The sequence below is a fragment of the Volucribacter amazonae genome (assembly GCF_029783845.1).
Classification (GTDB): domain Bacteria; phylum Pseudomonadota; class Gammaproteobacteria; order Enterobacterales; family Pasteurellaceae; genus Volucribacter; species Volucribacter amazonae.
The window spans coordinates 1,791,271-1,817,249 of record NZ_LWID01000001.1 but is presented as its reverse complement, the minus strand read 5'-3'; the positions used below and the strand labels follow the sequence as shown (position 1 = coordinate 1,817,249).

General features: G+C 40.4%; 22 protein-coding genes. 17 read left to right on the top strand and 5 right to left on the bottom strand.

Annotated features, from left to right (window positions below; all coding sequences use genetic code 11):
• The first annotated feature begins 6 nt into the window (after positions 1-6).
• The 14 genes from ftsI to ubiD all read left to right on the top strand — a co-directional run bounded on the left by ftsI (position 7) and on the right by ubiD (position 18,170).
• A complete protein-coding gene (gene ftsI / locus A6A20_RS08695; RefSeq protein WP_279573058.1) occupies positions 7-1,845 on the top strand; it encodes a peptidoglycan glycosyltransferase FtsI in 1,839 nt (612 codons plus the stop codon).
• Positions 1,846-1,865: 20 nt separating this feature from the next.
• The gene (gene murE / locus A6A20_RS08690) at positions 1,866-3,338 is read left to right on the top strand and encodes a UDP-N-acetylmuramoyl-L-alanyl-D-glutamate--2,6-diaminopimelate ligase (protein WP_279573057.1); all 1,473 of its coding nucleotides are present in this window, start codon (positions 1,866-1,868) and stop codon (positions 3,336-3,338) included.
• Complete coding sequence (gene murF, locus A6A20_RS08685; protein WP_279573056.1) at positions 3,335-4,717, top strand: UDP-N-acetylmuramoyl-tripeptide--D-alanyl-D-alanine ligase; 1,383 nt, start codon at positions 3,335-3,337, stop codon at positions 4,715-4,717. The genes murE and murF overlap by 4 nt, the downstream gene beginning before the upstream one ends.
• Positions 4,711-5,796 (top strand): phospho-N-acetylmuramoyl-pentapeptide-transferase, encoded by a 1,086-nt coding sequence (mraY, locus tag A6A20_RS08680; protein ID WP_132690997.1) that lies wholly within the window; start codon positions 4,711-4,713, stop codon positions 5,794-5,796. Before murF ends, mraY begins: the two co-directional genes overlap by 7 nt.
• Before the next feature lie 52 nt (positions 5,797-5,848).
• On the top strand, positions 5,849-7,165 hold the full coding sequence (gene murD, locus A6A20_RS08675) for a UDP-N-acetylmuramoyl-L-alanine--D-glutamate ligase (protein ID WP_279573055.1): 1,317 nt from the start codon (positions 5,849-5,851) through the stop codon (positions 7,163-7,165).
• An 11-nt stretch (positions 7,166-7,176) separates the two neighbouring features.
• Positions 7,177-8,367 (top strand): putative lipid II flippase FtsW, encoded by a 1,191-nt coding sequence (gene ftsW / locus A6A20_RS08670; protein ID WP_279573054.1) that lies wholly within the window; start codon positions 7,177-7,179, stop codon positions 8,365-8,367.
• A gap of 1 nt (position 8,368) precedes the next feature.
• A complete protein-coding gene (gene murG / locus A6A20_RS08665) occupies positions 8,369-9,424 on the top strand; it encodes an undecaprenyldiphospho-muramoylpentapeptide beta-N-acetylglucosaminyltransferase (protein WP_279573053.1) in 1,056 nt (351 codons plus the stop codon).
• A gap of 18 nt (positions 9,425-9,442) precedes the next feature.
• Positions 9,443-10,879 carry a UDP-N-acetylmuramate--L-alanine ligase gene (gene murC, locus A6A20_RS08660; RefSeq protein WP_279573052.1) on the top strand — a complete coding sequence of 479 codons (1,437 nt, stop codon included), beginning with the start codon at positions 9,443-9,445 and terminating at the stop codon, positions 10,877-10,879.
• Between the two features lie 129 nt (positions 10,880-11,008).
• Complete coding sequence (locus A6A20_RS08655) at positions 11,009-11,932, top strand: D-alanine--D-alanine ligase (RefSeq protein WP_279573051.1); 924 nt, start codon at positions 11,009-11,011, stop codon at positions 11,930-11,932.
• Entirely contained in the window at positions 11,932-12,714 is a 783-nt protein-coding gene (locus A6A20_RS08650) for a cell division protein FtsQ/DivIB (protein ID WP_279573050.1), read from the top strand. Before A6A20_RS08655 ends, A6A20_RS08650 begins: the two co-directional genes overlap by 1 nt.
• Positions 12,715-12,822: 108 nt before the next feature.
• Positions 12,823-14,094 (top strand): cell division protein FtsA, encoded by a 1,272-nt coding sequence (ftsA, locus tag A6A20_RS08645; protein WP_279573049.1) that lies wholly within the window; start codon positions 12,823-12,825, stop codon positions 14,092-14,094.
• A gap of 82 nt (positions 14,095-14,176) precedes the next feature.
• Positions 14,177-15,475 (top strand): cell division protein FtsZ, encoded by a 1,299-nt coding sequence (ftsZ, locus tag A6A20_RS08640; RefSeq protein WP_279573048.1) that lies wholly within the window; start codon positions 14,177-14,179, stop codon positions 15,473-15,475.
• A gap of 33 nt (positions 15,476-15,508) precedes the next feature.
• A complete protein-coding gene (lpxC, locus tag A6A20_RS08635) occupies positions 15,509-16,426 on the top strand; it encodes a UDP-3-O-acyl-N-acetylglucosamine deacetylase (RefSeq protein WP_279573047.1) in 918 nt (305 codons plus the stop codon).
• Positions 16,427-16,703: 277 nt separating this feature from the next.
• A complete protein-coding gene (ubiD, locus tag A6A20_RS08630; RefSeq protein WP_279573046.1) occupies positions 16,704-18,170 on the top strand; it encodes a 4-hydroxy-3-polyprenylbenzoate decarboxylase in 1,467 nt (488 codons plus the stop codon).
• A gap of 75 nt (positions 18,171-18,245) precedes the next feature.
• Here ubiD and mnmE read toward each other — a convergent pair whose 3' ends face one another.
• The 5 genes from mnmE to rpmH form a co-directional block, all read right to left on the bottom strand.
• Positions 18,246-19,610 (bottom strand): tRNA uridine-5-carboxymethylaminomethyl(34) synthesis GTPase MnmE, encoded by a 1,365-nt coding sequence (gene mnmE, locus A6A20_RS08625; protein WP_279573045.1) that lies wholly within the window; start codon positions 19,608-19,610, stop codon positions 18,246-18,248.
• Between the two features lie 123 nt (positions 19,611-19,733).
• The gene (yidC, locus tag A6A20_RS08620) at positions 19,734-21,353 is read right to left on the bottom strand and encodes a membrane protein insertase YidC (RefSeq protein WP_279573044.1); all 1,620 of its coding nucleotides are present in this window, start codon (positions 21,351-21,353) and stop codon (positions 19,734-19,736) included.
• Positions 21,353-21,616 carry a membrane protein insertion efficiency factor YidD gene (yidD, locus tag A6A20_RS08615; RefSeq protein WP_279573043.1) on the bottom strand — a complete coding sequence of 88 codons (264 nt, stop codon included), beginning with the start codon at positions 21,614-21,616 and terminating at the stop codon, positions 21,353-21,355. The genes yidC and yidD overlap by 1 nt, the downstream gene beginning before the upstream one ends.
• Positions 21,571-21,939 carry a ribonuclease P protein component gene (gene rnpA / locus A6A20_RS08610; protein WP_279573042.1) on the bottom strand — a complete coding sequence of 123 codons (369 nt, stop codon included), beginning with the start codon at positions 21,937-21,939 and terminating at the stop codon, positions 21,571-21,573. The genes yidD and rnpA overlap by 46 nt, the downstream gene beginning before the upstream one ends.
• An 18-nt stretch (positions 21,940-21,957) precedes the next feature.
• On the bottom strand, positions 21,958-22,092 hold the full coding sequence (rpmH, locus tag A6A20_RS08605; RefSeq protein WP_084255372.1) for a 50S ribosomal protein L34: 135 nt from the start codon (positions 22,090-22,092) through the stop codon (positions 21,958-21,960).
• 327 nt (positions 22,093-22,419) lie between these two features.
• On the opposite strand from rpmH, the gene dnaA reads away from it, so the two are divergent.
• The 3 genes from dnaA to recF are packed head-to-tail and all read left to right on the top strand — an operon-like array spanning position 22,420 to position 25,975.
• Positions 22,420-23,784: a chromosomal replication initiator protein DnaA gene (gene dnaA, locus A6A20_RS08600; protein WP_279573041.1), complete on the top strand. Its 1,365-nt coding sequence runs from the start codon at positions 22,420-22,422 to the stop codon at positions 23,782-23,784.
• Between the two features lie 10 nt (positions 23,785-23,794).
• Positions 23,795-24,895 carry a DNA polymerase III subunit beta gene (gene dnaN / locus A6A20_RS08595; RefSeq protein ID WP_279573040.1) on the top strand — a complete coding sequence of 367 codons (1,101 nt, stop codon included), beginning with the start codon at positions 23,795-23,797 and terminating at the stop codon, positions 24,893-24,895.
• 3 nt (positions 24,896-24,898) lie between these two features.
• The gene (gene recF, locus A6A20_RS08590) at positions 24,899-25,975 is read left to right on the top strand and encodes a DNA replication/repair protein RecF (RefSeq protein ID WP_279573039.1); all 1,077 of its coding nucleotides are present in this window, start codon (positions 24,899-24,901) and stop codon (positions 25,973-25,975) included.
• The last annotated feature ends 4 nt before the right edge of the window (positions 25,976-25,979 follow it).

Below are 25,979 nucleotides of genomic sequence, written 5' to 3'. Positions count from 1 at the left end.
TAGAGAATGGTTAAATTTAATGCACCAATAAAGAAACCTAAATTAAATCGCCCTGTTAAAAAGAGCAGTAACAGTGGTGCAAAACCCAATAAAGCGAAGCCTAGTTATGATAAAAGTTTTATGAAAGGGCGTTATCGTTGGGCATTGGCATTTATTGTGGTTTGTTTATTGTCTTTAATTACCCGAGCCGCTTATGTGCAAGTGATTGACGCTGAGCAATTAATGAGTGAGGCGGACAAACGTTCTTTGCGTACCCAAAAAATCCCAGCCTTTCGTGGCTCAATTCTTGATCGTAATGGACATTTATTGTCAGTAAGTGTGCCAATGTATTCAGTTTATGTTGATCCTAAAGATGCTTTAGCCAAAAATTCATTAGAAGAAACAGAACGTTGGCAAGCCCTCGCTGAGGCAATTAATGTGCCTTATAAAACCTTGATTCAACGTGTTAAGCGTAATCCAAATTCACGTTTTATTTATCTTACACGCCAAGTATCGCCGACAGTAGCACAATATGTTAAAGAATTAAAAATTAAAGGCATTCAAATTGAAACCGAGCCTCGCCGTTTTTACCCAAGAGTTGAGGAGGTTGCCCATTTAATTGGTTATACCAATATTGATGGCGAAGGCATTGAGGGGATTGAGAAGAGTTTTAATTCGTTACTAATAGGGCAAGAAGGATCTCGTACATACCGTAAAGATCGTTACGGTAATATTGTTGAAAACATTGAAAATGTGAAAAAATTTGATGCCAATGATGTGGTATTGAGCATTGATGAAAAGTTGCAGTCAATGGTTTATCGAGAAATAAAAAAAGCGGTGGCAGAAAACAAAGCGGAATCAGGTACAGCGGTGTTAGTGGATATTCGCACTGGCGAGATTTTGGCAATGGCAAATGCCCCCTCTTATAATCCGAATAATCGTGAGGGATCAAAGGCTGAATTTCGCCGTAATCGTGCCATTACCGATACTTTTGAACCGGGTTCAACGGTAAAACCTTTTGTAGTTTTGACCGCACTTCAACGTGGTGTAGCCAATAAAAATACGGTTATTGATACCACACCATTTAAGGTAGACGGCAAGACCATTACTGACGTAGCCAAGCGTAATAGCCAAGATTTAGAAAGCATTCTGAAAAATTCCAGTAATATTGGGGTAAGTAAACTAGCATTAAAAATGCCACCTACAGCTTTAGTTGAAACCTATAATAATGCGGGCTTTGGCGAACGGACAAATTTAGGTTTAGAGGGCGAGAGTAGTGGCGTATTTCCGAAAAATCGTAAGCGTTGGTCAAATATTGATCGTGCCTCTTTTTCTTATGGCTATGGCTTAACCGTTACGCCATTACAATTAGCAAGGGCTTATGCTACTTTAGGCAGTTTTGGTATCGCTCGCCCTTTATCCATTACGAAAGTTGATCCGCCGATTATTGGTAACCGTGTGTTTTCGGAAAAAATTACTCGAGATGTGGTAAAAATGATGGAATCGGTGGCAGGCCCTGACGGCGGTGGACGAGCCGCTGCGGTAGAGGGGTATCGTGTGGCGATTAAAACGGGTACAGCCAAAAAAACCGAAAATGGGCGTTATGTGGATAAATATTTGGCTTATACCGCAGGTGTTGCCCCAGCCAGCGATCCTCGTTATGCCTTAGTGGTAATGATTGATGATCCTAAAGCGGGTAAATATTATGGTGGTGCAATTTCTGCCCCTTTGTTCTCAAGAATTATGGGCTATACCTTGCGGGCTAATAATATTGCCCCAGATAATCTTTCTTCGGAACAAGTGGCAAAACGTACGGTACGCTTAAATCAAACAAGTAAAAGTGATAACGAAAGCAAAAATAATTAAGCTGATTAAAGGCAGAAGAAATGCAAAGACTTATGGCAATGCTAGCTGATATTGCAGATCAGCTTAAAAGCATTGAAATTACGGATATGGTATTAGACAGTCGGGCGGTAAAGCCGGGCTGTCTTTTTGTGGCGTTAAAAGGGCATCAAACAGACGGACGGCAATTTATTGCACAAAGCATTGCTCAAGGGGCAGTTTGTGTGTTAGCCGAGGCAGATTGTGCGGAACAGCATTTACAACTTACTTGGCAAGATAATGTGCCAGTGGTGGCGTTTTACCAATTATCCCAGCAACTTTCCGCTTTGGCAGGTTTATTTTATGCCGAACCCTCTAAACAGTTATGTTTAGTGGGGGGAACTGGCACCAATGGAAAAACCACCGTCAGCCAATTACTCGCTCAATGGGTGGCTTTATTAGGGCAATCTAGTGCGGTAATGGGAACGATTGGTAATGGCTTATTAGGTCAGGTAACACCTGCGATAAATACCACAGGATCAGCCATTGAAGTCCAGCATAATTTGGCACAATTTGTGCAACAAGGGGCAGATTTTGCCGCCATTGAAGTGTCGTCCCATGGCTTAGTGCAATATCGGGTAGAAGCCTTGCATTTTGCTGCTGCGGTATTTACTAATTTAAGCCGAGATCATTTGGATTATCATCAAACCATGCCGAATTATGCCGCCGCAAAATATCGCTTATTTGAACAGTTATCGGTTGCGCACTCAATTATTAATGCCGATGATCCTGTGGGGCAACAATGGCTGACCGCATTGCCACAAGCGGTGGCAGTGAGCCTTGATCCTGATTATGTGATCCCACAAAAAAAATTTGTAAAAGCCACCGCACTTGAGTTTAACGCACAAGGCCTTGACATTGAATTTGACAGTGCTTGGGGCAAAGGGAGATTACAAGCGAATTTAGTGGCGGAATTTAACGCCAGTAATTTGCTATTAGCTTTAGCCACCTTATTGGCGTTAGGTTATCCATTGGAAAAATTGCTGGCGACTGCACAGCAATTAAAACCAGTTTGTGGGCGAATGGAAATATTGACTGCACCGCATAAACCTATGGTTATTGTGGATTATGCGCATACTCCTGATGCCTTGCAAAAAGCCTTACAAGCGGCACGCCGACATTGCCAAGGGCAACTTTGGTGCCTATTTGGTTGCGGTGGCGATCGTGATACAGGCAAACGTCCCTTAATGGGAAATATTGCCGAACGCTATGCGGATCAAGTGGTGATTACTGACGACAATCCTCGTACCGAACAACCTGAACGTATTATTCGAGATATTTTACAGGGATTGACTGATCCGCTTCATGCCACAGTGGTACATGGGCGAGAACTCGCCTTGCAATATGTGATTAGCCACGCTAAAGCCGATGATGTGATTTTAGTAGCAGGCAAAGGACACGAAGATTATCAGATTATTGGAAAAACTAAGTACCATTTTTCTGATCAAGCAATAATTAACGATTTATTACAACAATGATTTCATTAGACAGCCAACAACTGGCAGAGATTTTAACCGCCCAGCATTATGGCGAGCCTGTCAGTTTTCATCAAATTAGCACCGATAGCCGTAAGCCTTGTCAGGACGCGGTGTTTTTTGCGTTAAAAGGCGATAATTTTGATGCGCATCAGTATTTGCCACAAGCCTTACAACAAGGAGCGGTTGCTTTGGTGGTAGAACAATATCAAGCTAGCCTAAATGCCACGCAAATTGTGGTGGCGGATACTCGCCTTGCTTTGGGCAAATTAGCACAATGGTTAAAGCAAAAAATTAATCCTAAAACTGTCGCTATCACAGGCTCTTCAGGCAAAACAACGGTTAAAGAGATGACCGCCAGTATCCTAAGCCAAACAGCGAAAAATGCTGAGGCAGTGTTATTTACCCAAGGGAATTTTAATAACGATATTGGCGTGCCTTTGACATTATTGCGTTTAACCAAACAACACCAATTTGCAGTGTTGGAATTAGGGGCAAATCATTTGGGCGAAATTGCTTATACGGCGGAGTTGGTGCGTCCAGATGTGGCGTTAGTTAATAATGTTGCCGCCGCTCATTTAGAGGGTTTTGGTAGCCTTGCGGGCGTTGCCGCTGCCAAAGGCGAAATTTATCGTGGTTTATCCAATGAGGGCATTGCGATTATTAACCTTGATTGCCATTATTTACCGCAGTGGCAAAGTGAAATACAAAACCGCCAAGTGCGGTCATTTTCGCAAAAAAATTCGGCGGCGGATTATTTTTGCCAAGATATAAAGTTACAAGCCAATGGTTCACAATTTACCCTTTGCACCCCACAGGGCAATATTGCCATTAATTTGCCTTATTTGGGTGAGCATAATATCAGCAATGCCCTTGCGGCAGCAGCTTTGGCGATGAATGTGGGGGCGAGCTTAGATGATGTTAAGCAAGGATTAGAGCAGGTCAAAGGGGTTAAAGGGCGATTATATCCGCTCCAACCTTGTGCCAATTTATTGTTGCTTGATGATAGTTATAATGCCAATGTGGATTCATTACAATCCGCTATTAAGGTGTTGCAAGCCTACCCTGCTTATCGCATTTTATTGGTGGGCGATATGGCAGAATTGGGCGAAAGCAGTTTAGCTTGTCATCAACAGGTAGCCGATTTTGCCGCTCAAGCCAAACTTGATTTAGTCTTTTCCTTTGGCGAACAAAGTGCGGTAATTAGCCAAGCCTGTGCTGGGCAACATTTTGAGCAGAAAATGGCGTTAATCGCACAACTTATCCCAATAATCAAACAAAAATTAAACGAAAATCAACCCGTAGTAGTATTAGCGAAAGGCTCTCGCCGTATGAAAATGGAAGAGCTGATCCAACAATTAGAAGGTGAATTTGTATGTTAGTGTGGCTTGCGGACTATTTAGTTCAATATCATAGCTTTTTTAATGTGATTTCATATATTACGGTGCGAGCAATCCTTGCCTTATTAACCGCCTTATTAATTTGTTTATGGATTGGACCTAAAACCATTCGCCGTTTACAGCTATTAAAATTTGGGCAAGTGATCCGAGCGGAAGGTCCAGAAAGCCATTTAAGCAAAAAAGGCACGCCAACAATGGGTGGAATTATGATTTTAATCGCCATTGGTATCAGTGTGTTATTGTGGGCAAATTTAACCAATCCTTATATTTGGTTAAGTTTATTTATTTTATTTGGCTATGGTATTGTGGGCTTTGTGGACGATTATTACAAAGTGGTACGCAAAAATACCGATGGCCTAATTGCCCGTTGGAAATATTTTTGGTTATCTGCCATTGCTTTGGTGGCGGTGTTTATTATGTATGCCCTCGGCAAAGATAGCGATGCCACAAGGTTGGTTGTTCCCTTTTTCAAAGAAATAATGCCACAGCTAGGCTTATTCTATATTGTTCTGTCCTATTTTGTGATTGTGGGAACGAGTAATGCAGTCAATTTAACCGATGGTTTGGACGGACTAGCCATTATGCCAACGGTATTGGTGGCAGGGGCGTTTGCCCTGATTGCTTGGGCAACAGGTAATGTGAATTTCGCCGAATATTTGCATATTCCTTACATTAAATTTAGCTCAGAATTGGCGGTATTTTGTACCGCGATTGTAGGGGCTGGATTAGGCTTTTTATGGTTTAATACTTATCCCGCTCAAGTGTTTATGGGCGATGTAGGTTCACTTTCCCTAGGCGGTGCATTAGGCGTGGTAGCGGTACTGGTACGCCAAGAATTATTATTAGTGATTATGGGCGGTGTATTTGTTATGGAGGCCTTGTCAGTTATTTTGCAAGTAGGTTCTTATAAACTTCGCAACAAACAACGCATTTTCCTGATGGCACCGATTCATCATCATTATGAAAAGAAAGGTTGGCCTGAACCTCGTGTAATCGTGCGTTTTTGGATTATTTCCTTAATGTTAGTGCTAATTGGCTTGGTTACCTTAAAAATTCGTTAATCCAATATTGGGCGAGTCAAAAACAAATAATCAAGTAGAGAACATAGAAATAATGAACTATCAAAATAAAAATATCGCCATTATCGGCTTAGGCAAAACAGGCTTATCCGTTGTGGAGTTTTTGCTGGCAAAACAAGCTAACCTAAGGGTAATGGATACAAGGGCTAACCCAGCAGGGGCGGAACAACTTGATCCCCAGATTCCATTGCATACAGGCGGCTTAAATCAGCAATGGTTATTGCAAGCGGATTTGATTGTGATTAGCCCGGGATTATCGCTAAAAACAGCGGAAATTCAGACCGCACTTCAAGCGGGCGTGGAAGTAGTGGGCGATATTGAATTATTTTGCCGAGAAGCACAAAAGCCGATTATTGCCATTACAGGCTCCAATGGCAAAAGTACGGTAACCACCTTAGTGGCAGAAATGGCAAAATCAGCTGGCTTAAAGGTGGGAATGGGCGGTAATATTGGTATTCCAGCTTTATCCTTGCTAAAACAAGATTGCGATATTTATGTGCTGGAACTCTCTAGTTTTCAGTTAGAAACTACCTCAAGTTTACAAGCTGTGAGTGCTACGGTATTGAATGTCAGTGAAGATCATATGGATCGTTACGACAATATGACAGATTATGCTCAAGCCAAATTACGCATTTATCAACATTGCCAAACAGCGGTATTTAATCAACAAGATCCCTTAACCTATCCGCCAGCGAACAGTGCAAAAAGTGCGGTCAGTTTTGGCATAGAAAATGCGGATTATCATTTAACCGCTCATCAGCCTGTGCAATTTATGCAAGGGGATCAGGTTTGGTTATCAGCGGAACAAGTAAAACTCACTGGACAACATAATTACCTCAATATCCTTGCCGCCATTGCTTTGGCACAAGGTGCAGGAATACATTCTCAAGCAATTTTAACCGCACTTCAACAATTTACTGGCTTACCTCATCGTTTTCAATTAGCACATTATGCCAACGGTGTGCGTTGGATCAACGATTCAAAAGCCACCAATGTGGGTAGCACAGTGGCGGCATTAAATGGACTTCAAGTGGCGGGCAACCTTTATCTATTGCTTGGTGGCGATGGCAAAGGAGCAGATTTTTCTGAGCTAAAACCCTTATTAAATCAGCCACATATCCATTGTTATTGCTTTGGGCGTGATGGCGAACAACTGGCGAGCCTGTCGCCACAAAGTGCTTTATTTGACAATATGCCACAAGCTATTGCCGCCTTGGCGGACAAATTAGTGGCAGGGGATATGGTCTTATTATCGCCAGCTTGTGCCAGTTTGGATCAATTTGCCAATTTTGAGCAACGTGGCGAAGTATTTACTCAACTTGCCAAAGATTACGGTAATAATCAGAAATAATGGGGTTGAGTATGCAATTTTGGCACAATTTGAAACAGGATTATTTACGTTGGACACAAATCACTCCAACAGGGGCGTTATATGATCGCACTTTATTATGGTTATTTATTATCCTGTTATTAATTGGTTTTGTGATGGTTACTTCCGCCTCAATCCCAGTAGGCACACGCTTGTTTGATGACCCTTTTTATTTTGCTAAACGTGATGCCTTGTATATTGTGCTAGCAGGCTTTATCAGCTATTTCTTTTTGCAAATCCCTATGAAACGTTGGGAACAAAGTCATGTTATTCTCTTTTTTGTGGCATTTGCTTTATTAGTATTAGTGATGATCCCAGGTATTGGGCGAGAAGTGAATGGGGCAAGACGTTGGATTCCCTTAGTGGTATTTAATTTCCAACCTGCGGAATTTGCTAAGTTAGCTTTAACTTGCTATTTATCTAGTTACTTTGTGCGTAAATATGATGAAGTACGCAGCAAACAATTAAGTGCCTTTAAACCCTTTTTAGTGGTGGCATTATTGGGGGCATTATTATTGCAACAGCCCGATTTAGGTAGTGCGGTGGTTTTGGTGGTCATTACCTTTGGTTTGCTCTTTATTGTTGGGGCAAAAATTTGGCAGTTTATTGCTTTGTTTGGCGTGGCGGTATTTTTATTTATTGTATTGGTATTATCCTCTGCTTACCGTTTAAAACGGGTTACAGCTTTTATGGAGCCTTTTAAAGATCCCTATGGTGCAGGTTTCCAATTATCCAATTCCTTAATGGCATTTGGACGTGGCGAATTTTGGGGCGAAGGCTTGGGCAATTCAATCCAAAAATTAGAATATTTGCCTGAAGCTCATACCGACTTTGTGATGGCAGTAATGGGCGAAGAATTTGGCTTATTAGGCATTGTGATTATGGTGTTGTTGCTTGGGGCGTTAGTGTTTCGTGCTATGAAAATTGGACGAGAGTCCTTACAACTTGAGCAACGCTTTAATGGTTTTTTTGCCTTTGGTATTAGCTTTTGGATTTTCTTTCAAGGCTTTGTGAATTTAGGTATGGCATTAGGTTTGTTACCCACTAAAGGATTAACCTTCCCTTTAGTCAGCTATGGTGGATCCAGTTTAATTATTATGGCAATAGCGGTTACCATTTTATTACGCATTGACCACGAAAATCGCTTATTGCGTGGTGGGCATGCTTATTTAAGAGATGATTAGAATGACAGGACAAAAAAGATTATTAATTATGGCAGGCGGCACAGGGGGACACGTATTCCCTGCCATTGCCGTTGCCCAACAATTACAACAACAGGGTTGGGATATTTGCTGGTTAGGCACACCTGATCGTATGGAAGCGAGTTTGGTGCCTAAATATGGTATTCCTATTCGTTTTATTCAAGTAGAAGGCTTACGAGATCGTGGGCTTAAACCTTTGTTAATCGCTCCTTTTATGCTATTGCGTGCCATTTGGCAAGCGGTAAAAATTATCAAGGATTATCGTCCTAATGCAGTTTTGGGTATGGGGGGCTATGTTTCAGGTCCGGGCGGTGTAGCAGCAAAATTATGTGGTGTTCCCATTATCCTACACGAGCAAAATGCAGTAGCAGGGATTACCAATAAATTATTAGCTAAAATTGCCCGCAAGGTATTGCAAGCCTTTCCTACCGCATTTCCACAAGCGGAAGTGGTGGGTAACCCTGTGCGTCAAGCCTTATTTGACATTGCCAGCCCCGAACAGCGTTTTGCTGAGCGAAGCGGAGCGTTGCGTGTATTTGTGGTAGGGGGCAGTCAAGGTGCGAGAGTATTAAATTTAACCTTACCTGAAGTAGCGAAACAGCTTGGCGATAAGTTAAACATTCGTCATCAAGTAGGCAAGGGCAATGTTGATCAGGTGCGTGCTTTATATCCTGCTGACGCTCAAGTTACCTTAACGGAATTTATTGACGATATTGGCGAGGCCTATGCTTGGGCGGATATTGTGATTTGTCGTGCCGGGGCATTAACGGTAAGCGAAATTGCGGCGGTGGGCGTGCCTGCCATTTTTGTGCCTTTTCAGCATAAGGATCGACAACAATATTATAATGCCACCTATTTAGCCGATGCTGGTGCGGCGAAAATTATAGAGCAACAGGATTTAACTCCAGAATGTTTAATTCAATTACTGCAACAGTTTGATCGGCAACAATTATTAGCTATGGCAATACAAGCGAAACAACAAGCAAAACCACAAGCTACTAGTCGTGTTGCGGAAGTGATTAAACAAAATTGCAAATAAAAGAAATAGAGAAATAAGATGACAACAAAACAAGAATTACAACAACGTATTCGCTGTATGATCCCTGAAATGCGGCGAGTTAAGCAAATCCATTTTGTCGGCATTGGTGGCGCAGGTATGGGCGGTATTGCCGAAGTGTTATTAAACGAGGGGTATCAGGTTACAGGTTCAGATATTGCGGAAAGTGCGGTAACCCAGCGTCTTATGGCTTTAGGTGCAAAAATTTTCTTTGGGCATCAAGGACAAAATGTGGATAACGCCAGCGTGGTGGTGGTATCCAGTGCCATTAAAGCGGATAATATTGAAGTGATTACCGCAAAGGAAAAGCGTATTCCTGTGATACAGCGAGCTCAAATGTTAGCAGAGATTATGCGTTTTCGCCATGGTATCGCCATTGCAGGTACCCATGGTAAAACCACCACCACCGCAATGGTGGCGATGATTTATGCTCAAGCAGGCTTAGATCCCACCTTTGTGAATGGTGGGTTGGTTAAATCTGCTGGCACTAACGCACATTTAGGAGCAAGCCGTTATTTAATTGCCGAAGCGGACGAAAGTGATGCCTCGTTCTTACATTTGCAACCTATGGTTTCGGTGGTAACCAATATTGAGCCAGATCATATGGATACCTACCACGGCGATTTTGAAGAAATGAAACGCACCTATGTGAATTTTTTGCATAATTTGCCCTTTTATGGCTTGGCGGTGCTATGTGCCGATGATCCTGTGTTAGTGGAGTTAGAACAGCAAGTGGGCAGACAGGTAATTACCTATGGTTTTAATGCTGAGGCAGATTATCGTATTGAAAATTATCAACAAACAGGCTTTCAAGGGCATTATACTGTAGTTACCCCACAACAAGAACGCATAGAAGTCTTGTTAAATGTACCGGGTAAGCATAATGCGTTAAATGCCACCGCCGCATTAGCGGTTGCCAAAGAGGAAGGCATTGAAACGTCAGCAATTTTAACCGCACTTGCAGACTTCCAAGGGGCTGGCAGACGCTTTGATCAACTTGGACAGTTTATGCGCCCTAACGGCAAAGTAATGTTAGTGGACGACTATGGGCATCACCCAACGGAAGTGAATGTTACCATTCAAGCAGCACGCCAAGGTTGGCAACATAAACGCATTGTGATGATTTTTCAACCGCATCGCTATTCACGCACAAGGGATTTATTTGATGATTTTGTGCAAGTGTTATCGCAAGTTGATGTATTATTAATGCTTGATGTTTATGCGGCAGGCGAAAGCCCTATTGCTGGGGCGGATAGCCGTTCCTTATGCCGTTCTATTCGCAATTTAGGTAAGGTTGATCCTATTTTAGTTACCGATCATCAGCAATTAGCGGAGGTGATCGATCAAGTGATACAAGAGGGCGATTTAATTTTAGCACAAGGGGCGGGAAATGTGAGTAGCTTATCACGCAATTTAGTCAAGTTATGGACGCAATAACCCTTATAGTCGTTCCACTTTAAAATAAGTGCATTGTACACATTGCCTTATTTTAAATGAAAACAACGATAAAAAGTGCGGTCAAAAATCAAAAAGTTTTTTATTATTTGTGGTTATTAAGAGAAAAGCATGAAAGCATTAAAACAACAAAAAATTGCCGTATTATACGGTGGAAATTCAGCGGAGCGTGAAGTTTCCTTAGCCTCAGGACAGGCGGTATTAACGGCGTTACGTCAGCAGGGATACAATGTACAAGGGATTGATACCAAAGATTTTGCTGTGGAAAAATTAAAAGAACAAGGCATTGAACGGGTCTTTAATATTTTGCATGGACGAGGTGGCGAAGACGGTTCTTTGCAAGGCTTGCTTGAGCAATTAGCTATCCCTTACACAGGTTGTGGCGTAATGACCTCGGCATTAACGATGGATAAAATGCGAACCAAAATGTTATGGAAAGCCTTTGATTTACCTATTGCGGATATGGTGATTGTGCATAAATCGCAGTTTGCTGAACTTGATAGTGAGGCTGTGGTCAAAAAATTAGGCTTGCCTTTAATGGTAAAACCCTCACAAGAGGGATCAAGCGTAGGCTTAACCAAAGTAAAAACCCTTGAGGAATTACAAGGGGCAGTGGCATACGCTTTGCAATTTGATGATACCATTTTGATTGAAGAATGGTTAGCAGGTGAAGAATTTTCTGTGCCTGTACTTGATGGCGAAGTTTTGCCAGCGGTTAAAATTGTGCCAGAGGGCGAGTTTTATGATTATGAGGCAAAATATGTGTCGGATAATACCCAGTATTTTTGCCCAGCTGGCTTAACCGAGGAACGTGAGCAAGAGATTCGCACCTTGGTAAAACGTGCCTATGATATTGTAGGTTGCCGAGGTTGGAGTCGTATTGATGTGATGAGTGATGCACAGGGCAATTTTCGTTTGGTGGAAGTGAACACCACACCGGGAATGACCAGTCATAGCTTGTTTCCAAAGTCAGCCAAAACCGTAGGATATAGCTTTGAACAGCTAGTGGAAAAAATTTTGGAGCTGAGTGTTTAATGAATGTGCTAAAACGCAAAACCCCACAAAATGTAAGATATGGCGAACAACCGCACCGACTTTTTGTGCTAATTAAGCCGTTATTTGTGCTATTATGCGTTATTATTGGCTATTTTGTTTATACAAATTGGCATAGTTGGTTGGAAAAATTAGATAAAGAACCCATTAGCCAGTTTGCTTTATTAGGTAATCCACAATTTACCAATTATACCGATGTGCGTGATAGTCTTTTACAGCTGGGCGAATTAAAAGGTTTTTTTGGGCAAGATGTGGAGACCTTACGCCAACAAATTGAATCTTTGCCTTGGGTTAAAGGGGCAATTGTGAGGAAAATTTGGCCAAACCGTTTGAGCATTTGGGTGCTGGAATATCAACCAGCGGCAATTTGGAACGATACGCAACTTGTTTCGCCACAGGGGGAAGTTTTTAGTTTACCCTTTGATAAATTGAAAAATCCCAATTTACCTCAGTTATCAGGGGCGGATTTTCAAACGGAAATGGTACTTGAGGCTTGGCAAAAAATTTATCGTCATTTAACCGCACGAAATCTAAAATTAAAAGCGGTAGGGGTAGATGAACGAGGTTCGTGGCAAATTACCTTGGATAATGATGTGGTATTAAAATTAGGACGTGGTGATTGGAATGACAAAATTGAACGATTTGTTACCATTTATCCGCAAATTGAAGTCCCTGAACATAAAAAATTAGCTTATGTGGATTTGCGTTATAAAGTGGGGGCTGCGGTAGGTTTTGCTGATCAAGCAAGCAATGAGGTTGAATAATTTATAGTCGTTTCAATTTAAAATGAGGCGAGGCGTACCAACACCGTATTATTTTAAAGTGGAACGACGATAACAATATTAAGATAAGCAAGATAAAGAAGTATAAATATGGCAAAAATTGTGGAATCTAAAATTGTGGTTGGCTTAGAAGTAGGTACTTCTAAGGTGGTTGCTGTGGTTGGCGAGGTGTTGCCTGATGGCGTAGTAAATGTATTAGGCGTAGGCAGTTGCCCTGCTCGTGGTATTGATAAAGGCGGTATTACTGACTTAGAGGCGGTAGTGAGTTCTATTCAACGTGCCATTGAATCAGCGGAATCCGTAGCAGATTGCCAAATTATGAGCGTTACCCTTGCCATTACAGGCGAGCATATTCAAAGTATTAATGAAAGTGGTTTAGCCCCTATTGTTGATGGCGAAGTTACTCAAGAGGAAATTGATACCGCAATGTACACGGCAAGCTCGGTTAAAATGGCAGAGGGCTTGTCAGTATTGCACGTTATTCCACAGGAATTTGCGGTAGATCGTCAGCTCAATGTGAAAAATCCGTTGGGTTTGCAAGGGGTACGTTTAACCGCACAAGCTCATCTTATTGCTTGTCATCAAGATTGGTTGAAAAACCTGAAAAAAGCGGTAGAGCGTTGTAAATTAAAAGTTGATGAAGTGGTTTTTTCTGGGCTTGCCTCCAGTTATTCTGTCTTAACTGAAGATGAAAAAGAGTTAGGCGTATGCTTGATTGATATGGGCGGTGGTACTATGGATATTATGGTTTATACCAATGGTGCATTACGCTTTAGTAAGGTCATTCCTTATGCAGGAAATCGGGTTACTGATGATGTGGCTTATATGGTGGCAACCTCAAGAGCCAAAGCAGAAGAAATCAAGGTAAATTACGGTAGTGCCATTACCCCACCAACCTTACAGCCAGAAAAGAAAATTGAAGTGGCTGGTGTAGGGGGAAGACCGCCTCGTATTTTAACCAAAGAAAGTTTATCTGAAATTACTTCTGCCCGTTATATGGAATTGTTTTCTATGGTAAAAGCGGAGCTGAGTAAGTTACGTTATGAGTTAGATGAACTCAAAATGCCGTCAGAGTTAATCGCAGGTATCGTACTGACAGGGGGCGGTGCCCAAATAGAAGATGCCGCCCAATGTGCAGCCGACATTTTTGGCTCACAAGTGCGAATTGGCAGCCCATTAAATTTAGCAGGCTTGACGGATTATGTGAATAAACCACAATATGCAACAGTATTAGGTCTATTGCATTATAGCCATAATAATGATGAACAACCAAGAAAACCAAACGCTGAGGAAGAGAGTTTTGGGCGAAAAACCTTTGATATTTTGAAAAAAATTATCAATAAAGTGAAGTCTGAGTTTTGAAAATTCTTATTTTTCATCTACAATAGTAGTAATTTGAGTTTTATTAGAGTGTTAGCCTATCTAACAGCAGGGAGAGTAGAAAATGTTTGAGCCAGTAGAGTACGAATCGTTCCAAGAAGGTGCCGTCATTAAAGTGGTCGGCGTTGGTGGTGGGGGCGGTAATGCCTTAAACCATATGGTTGAAAGTATGAGAAATCATGAAGAAATGCTTCAAATGATAAATGGTATTCAGTCTTTAAGTGGATTGGAGCCAGATCAGCATGCTAGTATTAGTTTCTTCGTGGTAAATACTGATGCTCAGGCCTTACGTAAAAGTAAAGTACCTAATACTATTCAAATTGGTGAAGCTACTACTAAGGGTTTAGGTGCTGGAGCTAATCCTAATGTAGGACGTAAAGCTGCCGAAGACGATCAAGATGCTATTCGCTCTATGTTAGAAGGGGCAGATATGGTGTTTATTGCTGCTGGTATGGGCGGTGGTACAGGGACAGGTGCTGCACCTGTGGTAGCTCAAATTGCCAAAGAAATGGGGATTTTAACCGTTGCAGTGGTAACTAAACCTTTTTCTTTTGAGGCTAAGCCTCGTAAACATTTCGCTGAATTAGGTATTCAAGAACTCTCTAAACATGTTGACTCATTAATTGTTATCCCAAATGAAAAATTATTAAAAGTACTTGGTAAAAACATTTCTTTAGTTGATGCTTTCTCGGCAGCAAATGATATTTTAAAAAATTCGGTGCGTGGTATTTCTGATATGATTACCTCACCCGGCTTAATTAATGTGGACTTTGCGGACGTAAGAACGGTTATGTCTGAAATGGGACATGCTATGATGGGTACAGGTATTGGTAAAGGCGACGTAGGAAGTGGTCGAGCAGAGCAAGCCGCACAAGAAGCAGTGGCTAGTCCGTTATTAGAGGATATGGATTTATCAGGCGCTAAAGGTGTTTTAGTCAATATTTCTGGTGGTCTAGATTTATCTTTGGAAGAGTTTTATGCTGTAGGTAATACAGTAAGTGCTTTTGCTTCAGAAGATGCAACAGTGATTATTGGTACCAGTTTAATGCCTGAATTAGAAAATGAAATTCGGGTTACCATTGTTGCTACAGGGATTGGATTGGCAAATTCAACAGAGCTGACTATGGTACAAAAACCTAAAGTGCAGGGTTCTGCTGCTGTACCAACTCAGCCTACAATTTCCCATGGTTTTGAGAATAATCAGCAACAAGGGAATAATCCGCCGAGTAATAATCCGCAATATGGTTACCGTAGTCCTGAACCAAAAAATGAATTTGATATTCCGCCAGCAATGCGTAAATTAAAAGCAGAAGATGACCGCCTGTTAAATGTAGCGGCGTTCTTACGCAAAAATGGGGATTAATACCTTATGCACTTGGCATAATAAGGATAGAATATGATTAAACAAAGAACCTTAAAACAAAGTGTAAAAGTAACAGGTGTAGGTTTACATAGTGGCAATAAAGTTACTTTAACATTGCGTCCAGCAGTGGCAAATACAGGGGTAATTTATCGCCGTACGGATTTAAATCCGCCTGTTTCTTTCCCAGCAGATGCAAAATCTATTCGTGATACCATGCTTTGTACTTGCTTAGTTAATGATGATGGTGTACGTATTTCTACGGTTGAGCATTTAAATGCGGCTTTGGCTGGCTTAGGCATTGATAATATTATTATTGAAGTTGATGCCCCTGAAATTCCAATTATGGACGGTAGTGCAAGCCCATTTATTTATTTATTGCTTGATGCAGGCATTGAAGAACAAAATGCTGCTAAGAAATTTATTCGTGTAAAACAAAAAATTCGTGTAGAAGATGGCGATAAATGGGCAGAATTTGCCCCTTACAATGGTTTCCATTTAGATTTTACCATTGATTTTAATCACCCAGCCATAAGCCAAAATGTTCGCCATTATGCAATGGATTTCTCGGTGCAAGCATTTGTTCAGCAAATTAGCCGAGCAAGAACCTTTGGTTTTATGAAAGATATTGAATATTTACAATCACAAGGCTTGGCACTAGGTGGTAGCTTGGATAATGCCATTGTATTAGATGATTATCGTATCTTAAACGAAGAAGGCTTACGTTTCCAAGATGAACTCGTACGTCATAAAATGCTTGATGCTATTGGCGATTTATTTATGTGTGGGCATAATATTATTGGTTCATTTAAAGCCTATAAATCAGGACATGGTTTAAATAATAAATTATTGCGTGCCTTATTAGATAATCAACAGGCTTGGGAATATGTTACTTTTGAAGATAAGGTAACAGTGCCAAGTGGTTATATGGCAACCAATCAAGTCTTTATCTAACGGATTATTTTAAGGATAAAAGCTATATTTCAACCGAAGTATAGCTTTTTTTATAGCTATACTCATTCTTATAATCGTCCCACTCGGTTTCCGCTTTGTCTTATTTTAAAGCGAAATGACTATAGTCGTTTCAATTTAAAATGAGACAAGGCGGTACGCCGAAGACAGTACAAGTAGTACGGCGAGGCGTACCAACGCTGTATCATTTTAAAGTGGAATGACTATATAAAATGAGGCGACTATAAATTATCTATAATAACAATATATGATGACAACAATGAAATATAAAAATTTGCGTGATTTTATTGCCTTATTGGAACAACAAGGCGAATTAAAACGTATTTCACAGGAAATTGATCCCTATTTAGAAATGACGGAAATTGCAGACCGCACTTTACGAGCTGGCGGTCCTGCTTTGTTATTTGAAAAGCCAAAAGGGTTTGCTATGCCTGTCTTATGCAATTTATTTGGTACGGCAAAACGTGTTGCCTTGGGTATGGGGCAACAGGATACACAGGCTTTGCGAGAAGTGGGAAAATTATTGGCATTTCTGAAAGAGCCTGAACCGCCAAAGGGACTTAAACAGCTTATGGGGCAGTTACCACAGTGGAAACAAGTGTTAAATATGCCAACTAAGGTACTTAATAAGGCGGATTGCCAACAGATTATTTGGCAAGATGAGCAGGTAGATCTTTATCAACTGCCTATTATGCAATGTTGGAAAGATGATATCGCTCCTTTAATTACATGGGGATTAACCATTACAAAAGGTCCACATAAATCTCGGCAAAATTTGGGGATTTATCGTCAACAACTTATTGGCAAAAATAAATTAATTATGCGTTGGCTTTCTCATCGTGGTGGGGCATTAGATTTTCAAGAATGGCAACAAGCCAACCCTAATCAGCCTTTTCCTGTTTCAGTGGCATTAGGGGCAGATCCCGCAACGATCCTAAGTGCGGTAACCCCTATTCCTGATAGTTTGTCAGAATATGCTTTTGCTGGATTGTTACGAGGCAATAAAACTGAAGTCGTGAAGTCAGTGAGTAATGATTTACAAGTGCCTGCCAGTGCGGAAATTGTGCTTGAGGGCTATATTGATCCCAAGGAACAAGCCTTAGAAGGTCCTTATGGCGATCATACCGGTTATTACAATGAACAAGAATATTTTCCTGTTTTTACTGTAACCCATATAACCATGCGACAAAATCCCATTTATCATTCCACTTACACAGGGCGTCCGCCTGATGAACCTGCGGTATTGGGCGAAGCATTAAATGAAGTCTTTATTCCAATTTTACAAAAGCAATTCCCTGAAATTGTAGATTTCTACCTACCGCCAGAGGGCTGTTCTTATCGTTTGGCGGTAGTAACCATGAAAAAACAATATGCTGGTCATGCGAAACGTGTGATGATGGGGGTTTGGTCGTTTTTACGTCAGTTTATGTACACCAAGTTTGTGATTGTTTGTGATGATGATATTAACGCACGAGATTGGAAAGATGTTATTTGGGCAATCACCACACGTTGCGATCCTGCTCGTGATCTGACGCTCGTAGAGAATACCCCCATAGATTATCTTGACTTTGCTTCCCCTATTGCTGGATTAGGCTCAAAAATGGGCATAGATGCCACCAATAAATGGCAGGGTGAAACCCAAAGAGAATGGGGAACACCGATCAAAAAAGATCCAGAAGTCGTAAAGCGTATAGATCAATTATGGGACGAGTTGGGGATTTTGTAACATTTTTATAGTCGTCCTATTTTAATATAAGACGACTATAATTGATAAATGGGTTTATTTTTTGATTATCTAGGATTATTTACCGATACAGAATGAACTAAAAATATGGGTCAATAGGTCATCTGAGGTAAATTGTCCTGTAATTTCACTAAGTTGTTGTTGGGCAAGACGCAATTCTTCGGCTAATAGCTCGCCAGCTAAGTATTCAGTGAGTTGAATATGTCCTTGAGCGAGATGTTGAGCCGCTTGGTTTAATGCTTGTAAATGGCGGCGGCGAGCTAAAAAACCACCCTCAGTGCTAGATTGATAGCCCATTGTTTGTTTTAAATGTTCACGCAATAAGCCTACACCATGCTGTGTTTTGGCGGATAAACGGATTAGGGTATAATCCTGTTGTTGGCTTATTCCCTCTTGCTCGCCTGTGAGATCAACCTTGTTACGAATAAGGGTAACAGGAATATGGGCAGGTAATTTTTGTAAAAATTCTGACCGCACTTTTTCTATATCTTGATTATCTGGTTCTGTGCTGTCTAACATTAATAAAATCGCATCAGCTTGTTTAATTTCCTGCCAAGCTCGGTTAATCCCAATTTTTTCTACTTCATCAGTTGCCTCACGCAAACCTGCGGTGTCAATAATATGCAAAGGCATACCGTCAATATGGATATGTTCACGCAAAATATCACGAGTAGTACCAGCAATATCGGTAACAATCGCTGCTTCACGCCCAGCTAAGGCATTTAATAAACTGGATTTTCCTGCATTAGGACGTCCAGCAATAACCACTTTCATACCTTCACGCAATATTGAACCTTGCTTAGCTTGCAGTTGGACTTGCTCAAGTTGTTGCATAATTTGTTGTAAATGCCCCTCAATTTTGCCGTCAGCAAGAAAATCAATGTCTTCATCTGGAAAATCAATTGCCGCCTCTACATAGGTGCGTAAATAAATTAATTGTTCAACCAGTTGATTGATTTTATTTGAAAATTCCCCTTGTAGAGATTTTAACGCAGAACGTGCAGCCTGTTCTGAGCTGGCATCAATTAAATCAGCAATCGCCTCGGCTTGGGCAAGATCTAATTTATCATTTAAAAAGGCTTGCTCAGAAAATTCACCAGGACGAGCTAAACGCACATTTTCAAGTTGTAAAATCCGCTTTAATAATAAATCCAAGACCACTTGTCCGCCATGCCCTTGTAATTCCAATATATCTTCGCCAGTAAAGGAATGAGGGGCTTTAAAATAAAGGGCAATACCTTGGTCAAGGATTGTGCCATCGGCATCTTTAAAGGGCAAATAATCTGCCATTCTAGGTTTAGGGCATTTACCTAAAACTGCTTGTGCCACATTGCTTGCTTGTGGACCTGATACCCTTAATATGCCAATGCCCCCACGTCCAATGGGCGTGGCTTGTGCCACAATGGTTTCTTTTTGTTGCATAAAATTTTCCTAAAATAGACCGCACTTTGTTAACGTCTGCACGACAAAAGTGCGGTGCGTTTTGACTTTATTTTATCGCCGTTCCACTATAAATAAAAAAGCGTCAGAGGACGCTTTTCTATATTATTTTTTCGCTCTTGAATGTAAGCCTTTTTTCTCTAATCCTCGATAAATTAATTGCTGTTGGGCAATGGTAATCAAGTTAGAAGCTAACCAGTATAAAACCAACCCTGATGGGAACCAAAGGAAGAATACGGTAAACACTAATGGCATAAAATTCATAATCCGTTGTTGCATAGGATCAGCCATAGGCGTTGGCGATAATTTTTGCAACAGGAACATTGAGCCACCCATTAAGATCGGTAAAATATAATAAGGATCTGGGGCAGATAAATCTTGAATCCAGCCAAAGAATGGGGCGTGGCGTAATTCCACCGCTTCCATAAACATCCAATATAAGGCAATGAAAATCGGCATTTGCAATAGAATTGGTAAGCAGCCACCTAATGGATTGACTTTTTCCTCTTTGTAAAGTTTCATCATTTCTTGGCTCATACGTTGACGATCATCGCCAAAACGCTCACGCATTTCCTGCAATTTTGGTTGCAACATACGCATTTTTGCCATTGAGGTATATTGTGCTTTAGTCAATGGATAAAGAATAGCTTTAACCACTAAAGTAACGCCAATAATTGCTAAACCCCAGTTTTTCACGATACTTTGAATAAGCTCAAGCAACATAAATAAAGGTTTAGAAATAAACCAAGCCCAACCATAATCTACGGTTAAATCTAGGTTGTTCGCTACTTTTTCCATATCATTTTGCAATTTAGGCCCAGTCCATAATTTACTGCTAATTACTTGGCTTTGTCCTGCTGGAACAACCGTAACAGGCCCACGATAACCAATAAAGCCTAATCCATTGGCGGTACGGCTATAAAGTTGATTTTCTGCATCTTGATTTGGGATCCAAGCAGAAACGAAATAATGTTGTAATACCGCAACCCAGCCCGCTTTGGTGTCAATGGATAAATTGGCTTTTTCCATATCTTCAAAACTGTATTTTTTATAATTGGTATCGGCAGAAGAATATGCACCGCCTGTATAAGTGGGCATTGCAATATTGCCCGAACTATCTACCAATTTATGTTTTAGTTGTCCATACGGTTGAACTTCAATGGTGTTGGCACTGTTATTTTCAATCTCAAAATTAACGGCGACATCGTAAGCCTGTGGTTTCAAAATAAAGGTTTTACGATAGGTTACCCCATCTTTTTCTAAGGTTAATGGCACAACTAGTTGCTGTTCGCCCTCGGCAAGTTTAAAGTAATCGCCCTCAACTTGATAATTCGCACGTCCTGCATTGCTATCAATCCCATCTTTACCAATGAGACCACTTTGAGCGACATAAATATGAGCAGGATCATCTTGTAACAACACAAAAGGTTGGTTGGAATCTAGGGTTTCATCATATTTTAATAATTCAGATTCCACTACATCGCCACCTAAGGTGTCTATTTTTAAACGAAATACATCGTTTTCTAAGGTAATAATTCGCCCTGTTGCTTGGTTATCCACCATTGAGGTTGAACTGCTTGAGACAGGGGTGTCAGAAAATGCTGTTGTTTGTTGTTCTGTGGCGGCAGGTTTTGGCGAATGGTAATCCATTTGCCATTGCTGATACACCAAAAAAGATACAAACAGGAGAGCGATAACTAATAAACTGCGTCTTGTTGAATCCATTATTGTTTCTCTTTATTTGTTATAGATTGACGAGGTGGAACGGGATCATATCCACCAGCACTTAAAGGATGACATTTTAATACACGCTTGAGCGTAAGCCAACCACCTTTTACTACACCATAGCTTTTTAATGCTTCAATACCATATTGAGAACAAGTTGGGGTAAAACGACAACGTGGTCCAAGTAGAGGACTTATCGTGAGTTGATATACCCGAATTAGCGAGATAAAGATTTTTGTGCCAAACGAATGTGTCTTCGCCATAACTTGTCTAATAATTGGTTTAAACTCTGGTTATCCAGATTACCAATGCCTTTTTTGCCAATAATAACGAAATCACAACGAGGGAGTTGATGTTGCTTTAAACGAAAACTTTCACGACAAATTCGTTTAATACGATTACGATCATGGGCTTTTTTGACATATTTTTTTGCTACGGTTAGACCTAGTCGAGGTATTTCAAGTTGATTAGGGCGAGCAAGAATGGTAATTTCAGGTGAACTCGCTTTGAGCGGTTCTTGGAAAACAGATTTAAATTGAACAGGAGTTACTAAACGTAACTCCCTAGAAAAATTAAACTTAATCACAGGTTATGCGGATTAAGATTATGCACTTAAACGCTTACGACCTTTAGCACGACGGCGAGCTAATACCTGACGGCCGTTTTTAGTTGCCATACGTGCACGAAAACCGTGAGTACGGCTACGTTTTAATACTGATGGTTGAAATGTACGTTTCATAATGTTCTACTCACTTAATTCAATTTGTTGTAAAAATAAGGGTTACAATAATAAAATGAAGAACGGAATTTTAATCTTAATTCCTAAGTTCGTCAAATCAGAATAGTAAAAATACAAGCGAATAAAGTAAAAACACTGCGTTTTCGTTTATTTTTTCGCCTATATGTTGTTAATAATAACGGCTGAATTATACGGATTTATCATAAAAGCTCAAGTAACCTTTTTTAGTTTTTTTGTTATTTGGCTAAAGATCTTTTATTGTCTTTATTGTAGAATGAATGGCTGTGAATCAAAAAGAGAATAATAGAAAGATAACGGAGCTAGATAGTGTCTGCTTTATGGCAAGATTGCCTTTCCCAATTACAAGATCAGGTTTCTTCTACAGATTTTAGTACATGGTTGCGTCCTTTACAGGCGGATGTGAGCGGTAATACTTTAATCCTCTATGCCTCTAATCGTTTTGTGCGTGATTGGGTGCAGAACCATTATTTGGCGAAAATTACTGAAATTATCCAATTTCTTAGCCAAAATGCTGAATTTAATGTGCGCTTGCAAGAGGGAATTAAGCCTGTTAAATCCGCAGAACCTAATATGGCAGAAATGGAAACCAAAGCACAGTCTGAGCCGAGTTCTGTCAATGATATTGAGGTAGAAAAAAATACTGTTTTTCGTTCTAATCTTAATCCTAAGCACGTTTTTGAAAACTTTGTTGAGGGGAAATCTAACCAATTAGCACGTGCGGTAGCACAAAAAGTAGCCGATAATCCGGGTGAACCTACGGCAAATCCATTATTTTTATATGGTGGTACGGGATTAGGCAAAACTCATTTACTTCATGCCATAGGTAACGGCATTCTAGCCAATAATCAGCAAGCCAGAGTGGTTTATATTCATTCTGAACGCTTTGTGCAAGAAATGGTCAAAGCCTTGCGTAATGAAACCATTGAAAAATTTAAACGCTTTTATCGTTCATTAGATGTCTTACTTATTGACGATATTCAATTTTTTGCAGAGAAAAAAGGTACACAAGAGGAGTTTTTCCATACTTTTAATACCTTATTTGAAGGGGGGAAACAAATTATCCTTGCTTCCGATCGTTTTCCTAAAGAGATAGAAAAAATTGAAGAACGGTTAAAATCTCGTTTTGGGTGGGGCTTAAGTATTCCCATTGATCCGCCAGAGCTAGAAACACGAGTCGCTATTTTGTTAAAAAAAGCGGAAGAGAAAAACATTGATTTACCACAAGAAGTCGCTTTTTTTATTGGACAAAAATTGCGTGCTAATGTGCGAGAATTAGAGGGAGCATTAAATAGAATTAGTGCTACCGCAGATTTTACTGGTAAAAAAATTGATATTGATTTTGCCCGAGAATCTTTAAAGGATATGATTGCAGTGCAAGATCGCCTTGTTACCATTGAGAATATTCAAAAAGTGGTAGCAGAATATTATCGTATTAAAGTGTCAGATTTAAAAGGTAAGGTGCGAACAAAATCCATTGCTCACCCTCGTCAAATGGCGATGGCATTGGCGAAAGAATTAACCAACCGCAGTTTGCCTGAAATTGGTAAAGCCTTTGGTGATCGTGATCATACAACTGTATTGCACGCCTGCAAAACGGTGGCACAAAGACGCAAAGATGATACCAGTGTACAAGAAGATTTTTCTAATTTGATCCGAACATTATCCTCATAAGGAACAAACTATGCAGTTTATCATTTCAAGAGAAAATTTGTTAAAACCGTTACAACAAGTTTGTGGCGTATTAAGTGGGCGACCGAATATTCCTGTGCTTAACAATGTTTTACTGCAAGTGGAAGGGGAACGTTTAGTTATCACTGGTACAGATTTGGAGGTAGAGCTTTCCACCCAAGCACAACTTGTGTCTAGCTCAATAAACCAAAATATTACTATCCCTGCCAAAAAATTATTGGATATTTGTAAAAGTCTTCCCGAACAGTCTGAAATTCAAGTTTTACTTGAGGAAGATCGTGCTATTGTTCGCTCTGGACGAAGCAAGTTTACCTTAACTACCTTACCTGCGGAAGAATACCCTAATCTAGCGGCTTGGCAATCTGAAGTGGAGTTTTCATTGCCGCAAAGTACCTTACGCCGTTTAATTGAAGCCACCCAATTTTCAATGGCAAACCAAGATGCTCGTTATTTTCTCAACGGAATGAAATTTGAAACGGAAGGGAACTTGTTGCGTACAGTTGCCACTGATGGGCATCGCCTTGCAGTTTGTACCATTGCGTTAGAACAAGAATTACAAGCACACTCTGTTATTGTGCCACGCAAAGGTGTGATTGAGTTAATGCGTTTATTAGAGCATAACGATCAAAATATTCAGTTACAAATTGGCACTAATAATATTCGTGTTCAATTACCTAACATTGTATTTACCTCAAAATTAATTGATGGACGTTTCCCTGATTATCGCCGAGTATTGCCACGCAACGCTAACCGTATTCTTGAAGCTAATTGGGATTTATTAAAACAGGCTTTCTCTCGTGCCGCAATTTTATCCAATGAACGAGTGCGTAGTGTTCGCTTACAATTAAACGAAAATCAATTAACCATTACCGCCTCTAACCCAGAACAAGAAGTGGCGGAAGAAATTATTGATGTGGCTTATACTGGCGAAGAAATGGAAGTGGGCTTTAATGTTACCTATATTTTAGATGTGCTTAATGCGTTAAAATGCAACCAAGTCCGTATGCGTCTAACGGATTCGTCCTCAAGTTGTCTTATTGAAGATTGCGAAGATGCCAGTGCGGAATATGTAATTATGCCAATGCGTTTATAATTTATGGCACTTTCTCGTTTATTAATTGAGAATTTTAGAAATATCACAGCCGTTGATCTTGAATTAGATCACGGCTTTAACTTTTTGGTTGGTAATAATGGCAGTGGCAAAACTAGCCTACTTGAAGCGATTTTTTACTTAGGGCATGGGCGTTCATTTAAAAGTGCGGTCAGTAATCGAATAATTTCTTATCATCAACCGCACTTTATTCTACATGGCAAAATACAAGAGCATCAGCATCAATGGTCAGTCGGGTTACAAAAATTAAGGCAAGGTAATAGTATCGTCAAAATTAACGGCGAAGATGGTAATAAGGTTTCTGATCTTGCTCATTTATTACCCATGCAAATTATTACACCAGAAGGTTTAAATTTACTCAACGGTGGGCCAAGTTATCGCCGAGCCTTTTTAGACTGGGGGTTATTTCATCATCAATCAGCATTTCATCGTGCTTGGGCAAGTTTACACCGCCTGCTTAAACAGCGTAATGCCGCATTAGCACAAGTTCAATATTATGAAGAATTAAAAATTTGGGATAATGAACTTGTCAAATTGGCATATCAAGTAAGCCAATGGCGTACAGAATATGCCGAAGCCTTACGCCCTGAAATAGAACAAACTTGCCAATTATTCCTCCCAGAATTAGAAATCAGCGTCAGTTTTTACCAAGGCTGGGATAAAGAAACCGATTATGCTCAATTGCTCGCCCAAAATTTTATGCGTGATAAAGCTGTAGGCTATACGATGTCTGGACCACAGAAAGCCGATTTCCGCTTTAGAGCAAATGGTTTACCCGTAGAAGACGTGTTATCTCGAGGACAATTAAAGTTATTAATGTGTGCTTTACGTCTGGCACAGGGCGAACATTTAATGCGACAAAAAAATCGTCATTGTATTTTCTTAATTGATGATTTCGCTTCAGAACTTGATGAAAATAAGCGAGGATTATTAGCTGAACGACTACAAGCCAGCCATTCACAAGTTTTTATCAGTGCAATCACCAACGAACAATTAGCCAAAATGCAAGGACAACATCACCGCACTTTTCGTTTGGTTGAGGGGAGAGTGGAAAGGCAGTAAATTC

What these genes read in the sequence shown, in the direction of transcription:
- dnaN (WP_279573040.1), top strand. Translation starts at nt 23,795, where the DNA reads ATGCAGTTTATCATTTCAAGAGAAAATTTGTTAAAACCGTTACAACAA.
- ftsA (WP_279573049.1), top strand. Translation starts at nt 12,823, where the DNA reads ATGGCAAAAATTGTGGAATCTAAAATTGTGGTTGGCTTAGAAGTAGGT.
- murF (WP_279573056.1), top strand. Translation starts at nt 3,335, where the DNA reads ATGATTTCATTAGACAGCCAACAACTGGCAGAGATTTTAACCGCCCAG.
- murG (WP_279573053.1), top strand. Translation starts at nt 8,369, where the DNA reads ATGACAGGACAAAAAAGATTATTAATTATGGCAGGCGGCACAGGGGGA.
- A6A20_RS08650 (WP_279573050.1), top strand. Translation starts at nt 11,932, where the DNA reads ATGAATGTGCTAAAACGCAAAACCCCACAAAATGTAAGATATGGCGAA.
- murC (WP_279573052.1), top strand. Translation starts at nt 9,443, where the DNA reads ATGACAACAAAACAAGAATTACAACAACGTATTCGCTGTATGATCCCT.
- mnmE (WP_279573045.1), bottom strand. Translation starts at nt 19,610, where the DNA reads ATGCAACAAAAAGAAACCATTGTGGCACAAGCCACGCCCATTGGACGT.
- A6A20_RS08655 (WP_279573051.1), top strand. Translation starts at nt 11,009, where the DNA reads ATGAAAGCATTAAAACAACAAAAAATTGCCGTATTATACGGTGGAAAT.
- murD (WP_279573055.1), top strand. Translation starts at nt 5,849, where the DNA reads ATGAACTATCAAAATAAAAATATCGCCATTATCGGCTTAGGCAAAACA.
- recF (WP_279573039.1), top strand. Translation starts at nt 24,899, where the DNA reads ATGGCACTTTCTCGTTTATTAATTGAGAATTTTAGAAATATCACAGCC.
- rpmH (WP_084255372.1), bottom strand. Translation starts at nt 22,092, where the DNA reads ATGAAACGTACATTTCAACCATCAGTATTAAAACGTAGCCGTACTCAC.
- lpxC (WP_279573047.1), top strand. Translation starts at nt 15,509, where the DNA reads ATGATTAAACAAAGAACCTTAAAACAAAGTGTAAAAGTAACAGGTGTA.
- ftsW (WP_279573054.1), top strand. Translation starts at nt 7,177, where the DNA reads ATGCAATTTTGGCACAATTTGAAACAGGATTATTTACGTTGGACACAA.
- ubiD (WP_279573046.1), top strand. Translation starts at nt 16,704, where the DNA reads ATGAAATATAAAAATTTGCGTGATTTTATTGCCTTATTGGAACAACAA.
- yidC (WP_279573044.1), bottom strand. Translation starts at nt 21,353, where the DNA reads ATGGATTCAACAAGACGCAGTTTATTAGTTATCGCTCTCCTGTTTGTA.
- yidD (WP_279573043.1), bottom strand. Translation starts at nt 21,616, where the DNA reads ATGGCGAAGACACATTCGTTTGGCACAAAAATCTTTATCTCGCTAATT.
- mraY (WP_132690997.1), top strand. Translation starts at nt 4,711, where the DNA reads ATGTTAGTGTGGCTTGCGGACTATTTAGTTCAATATCATAGCTTTTTT.
- murE (WP_279573057.1), top strand. Translation starts at nt 1,866, where the DNA reads ATGCAAAGACTTATGGCAATGCTAGCTGATATTGCAGATCAGCTTAAA.
- ftsZ (WP_279573048.1), top strand. Translation starts at nt 14,177, where the DNA reads ATGTTTGAGCCAGTAGAGTACGAATCGTTCCAAGAAGGTGCCGTCATT.
- ftsI (WP_279573058.1), top strand. Translation starts at nt 7, where the DNA reads ATGGTTAAATTTAATGCACCAATAAAGAAACCTAAATTAAATCGCCCT.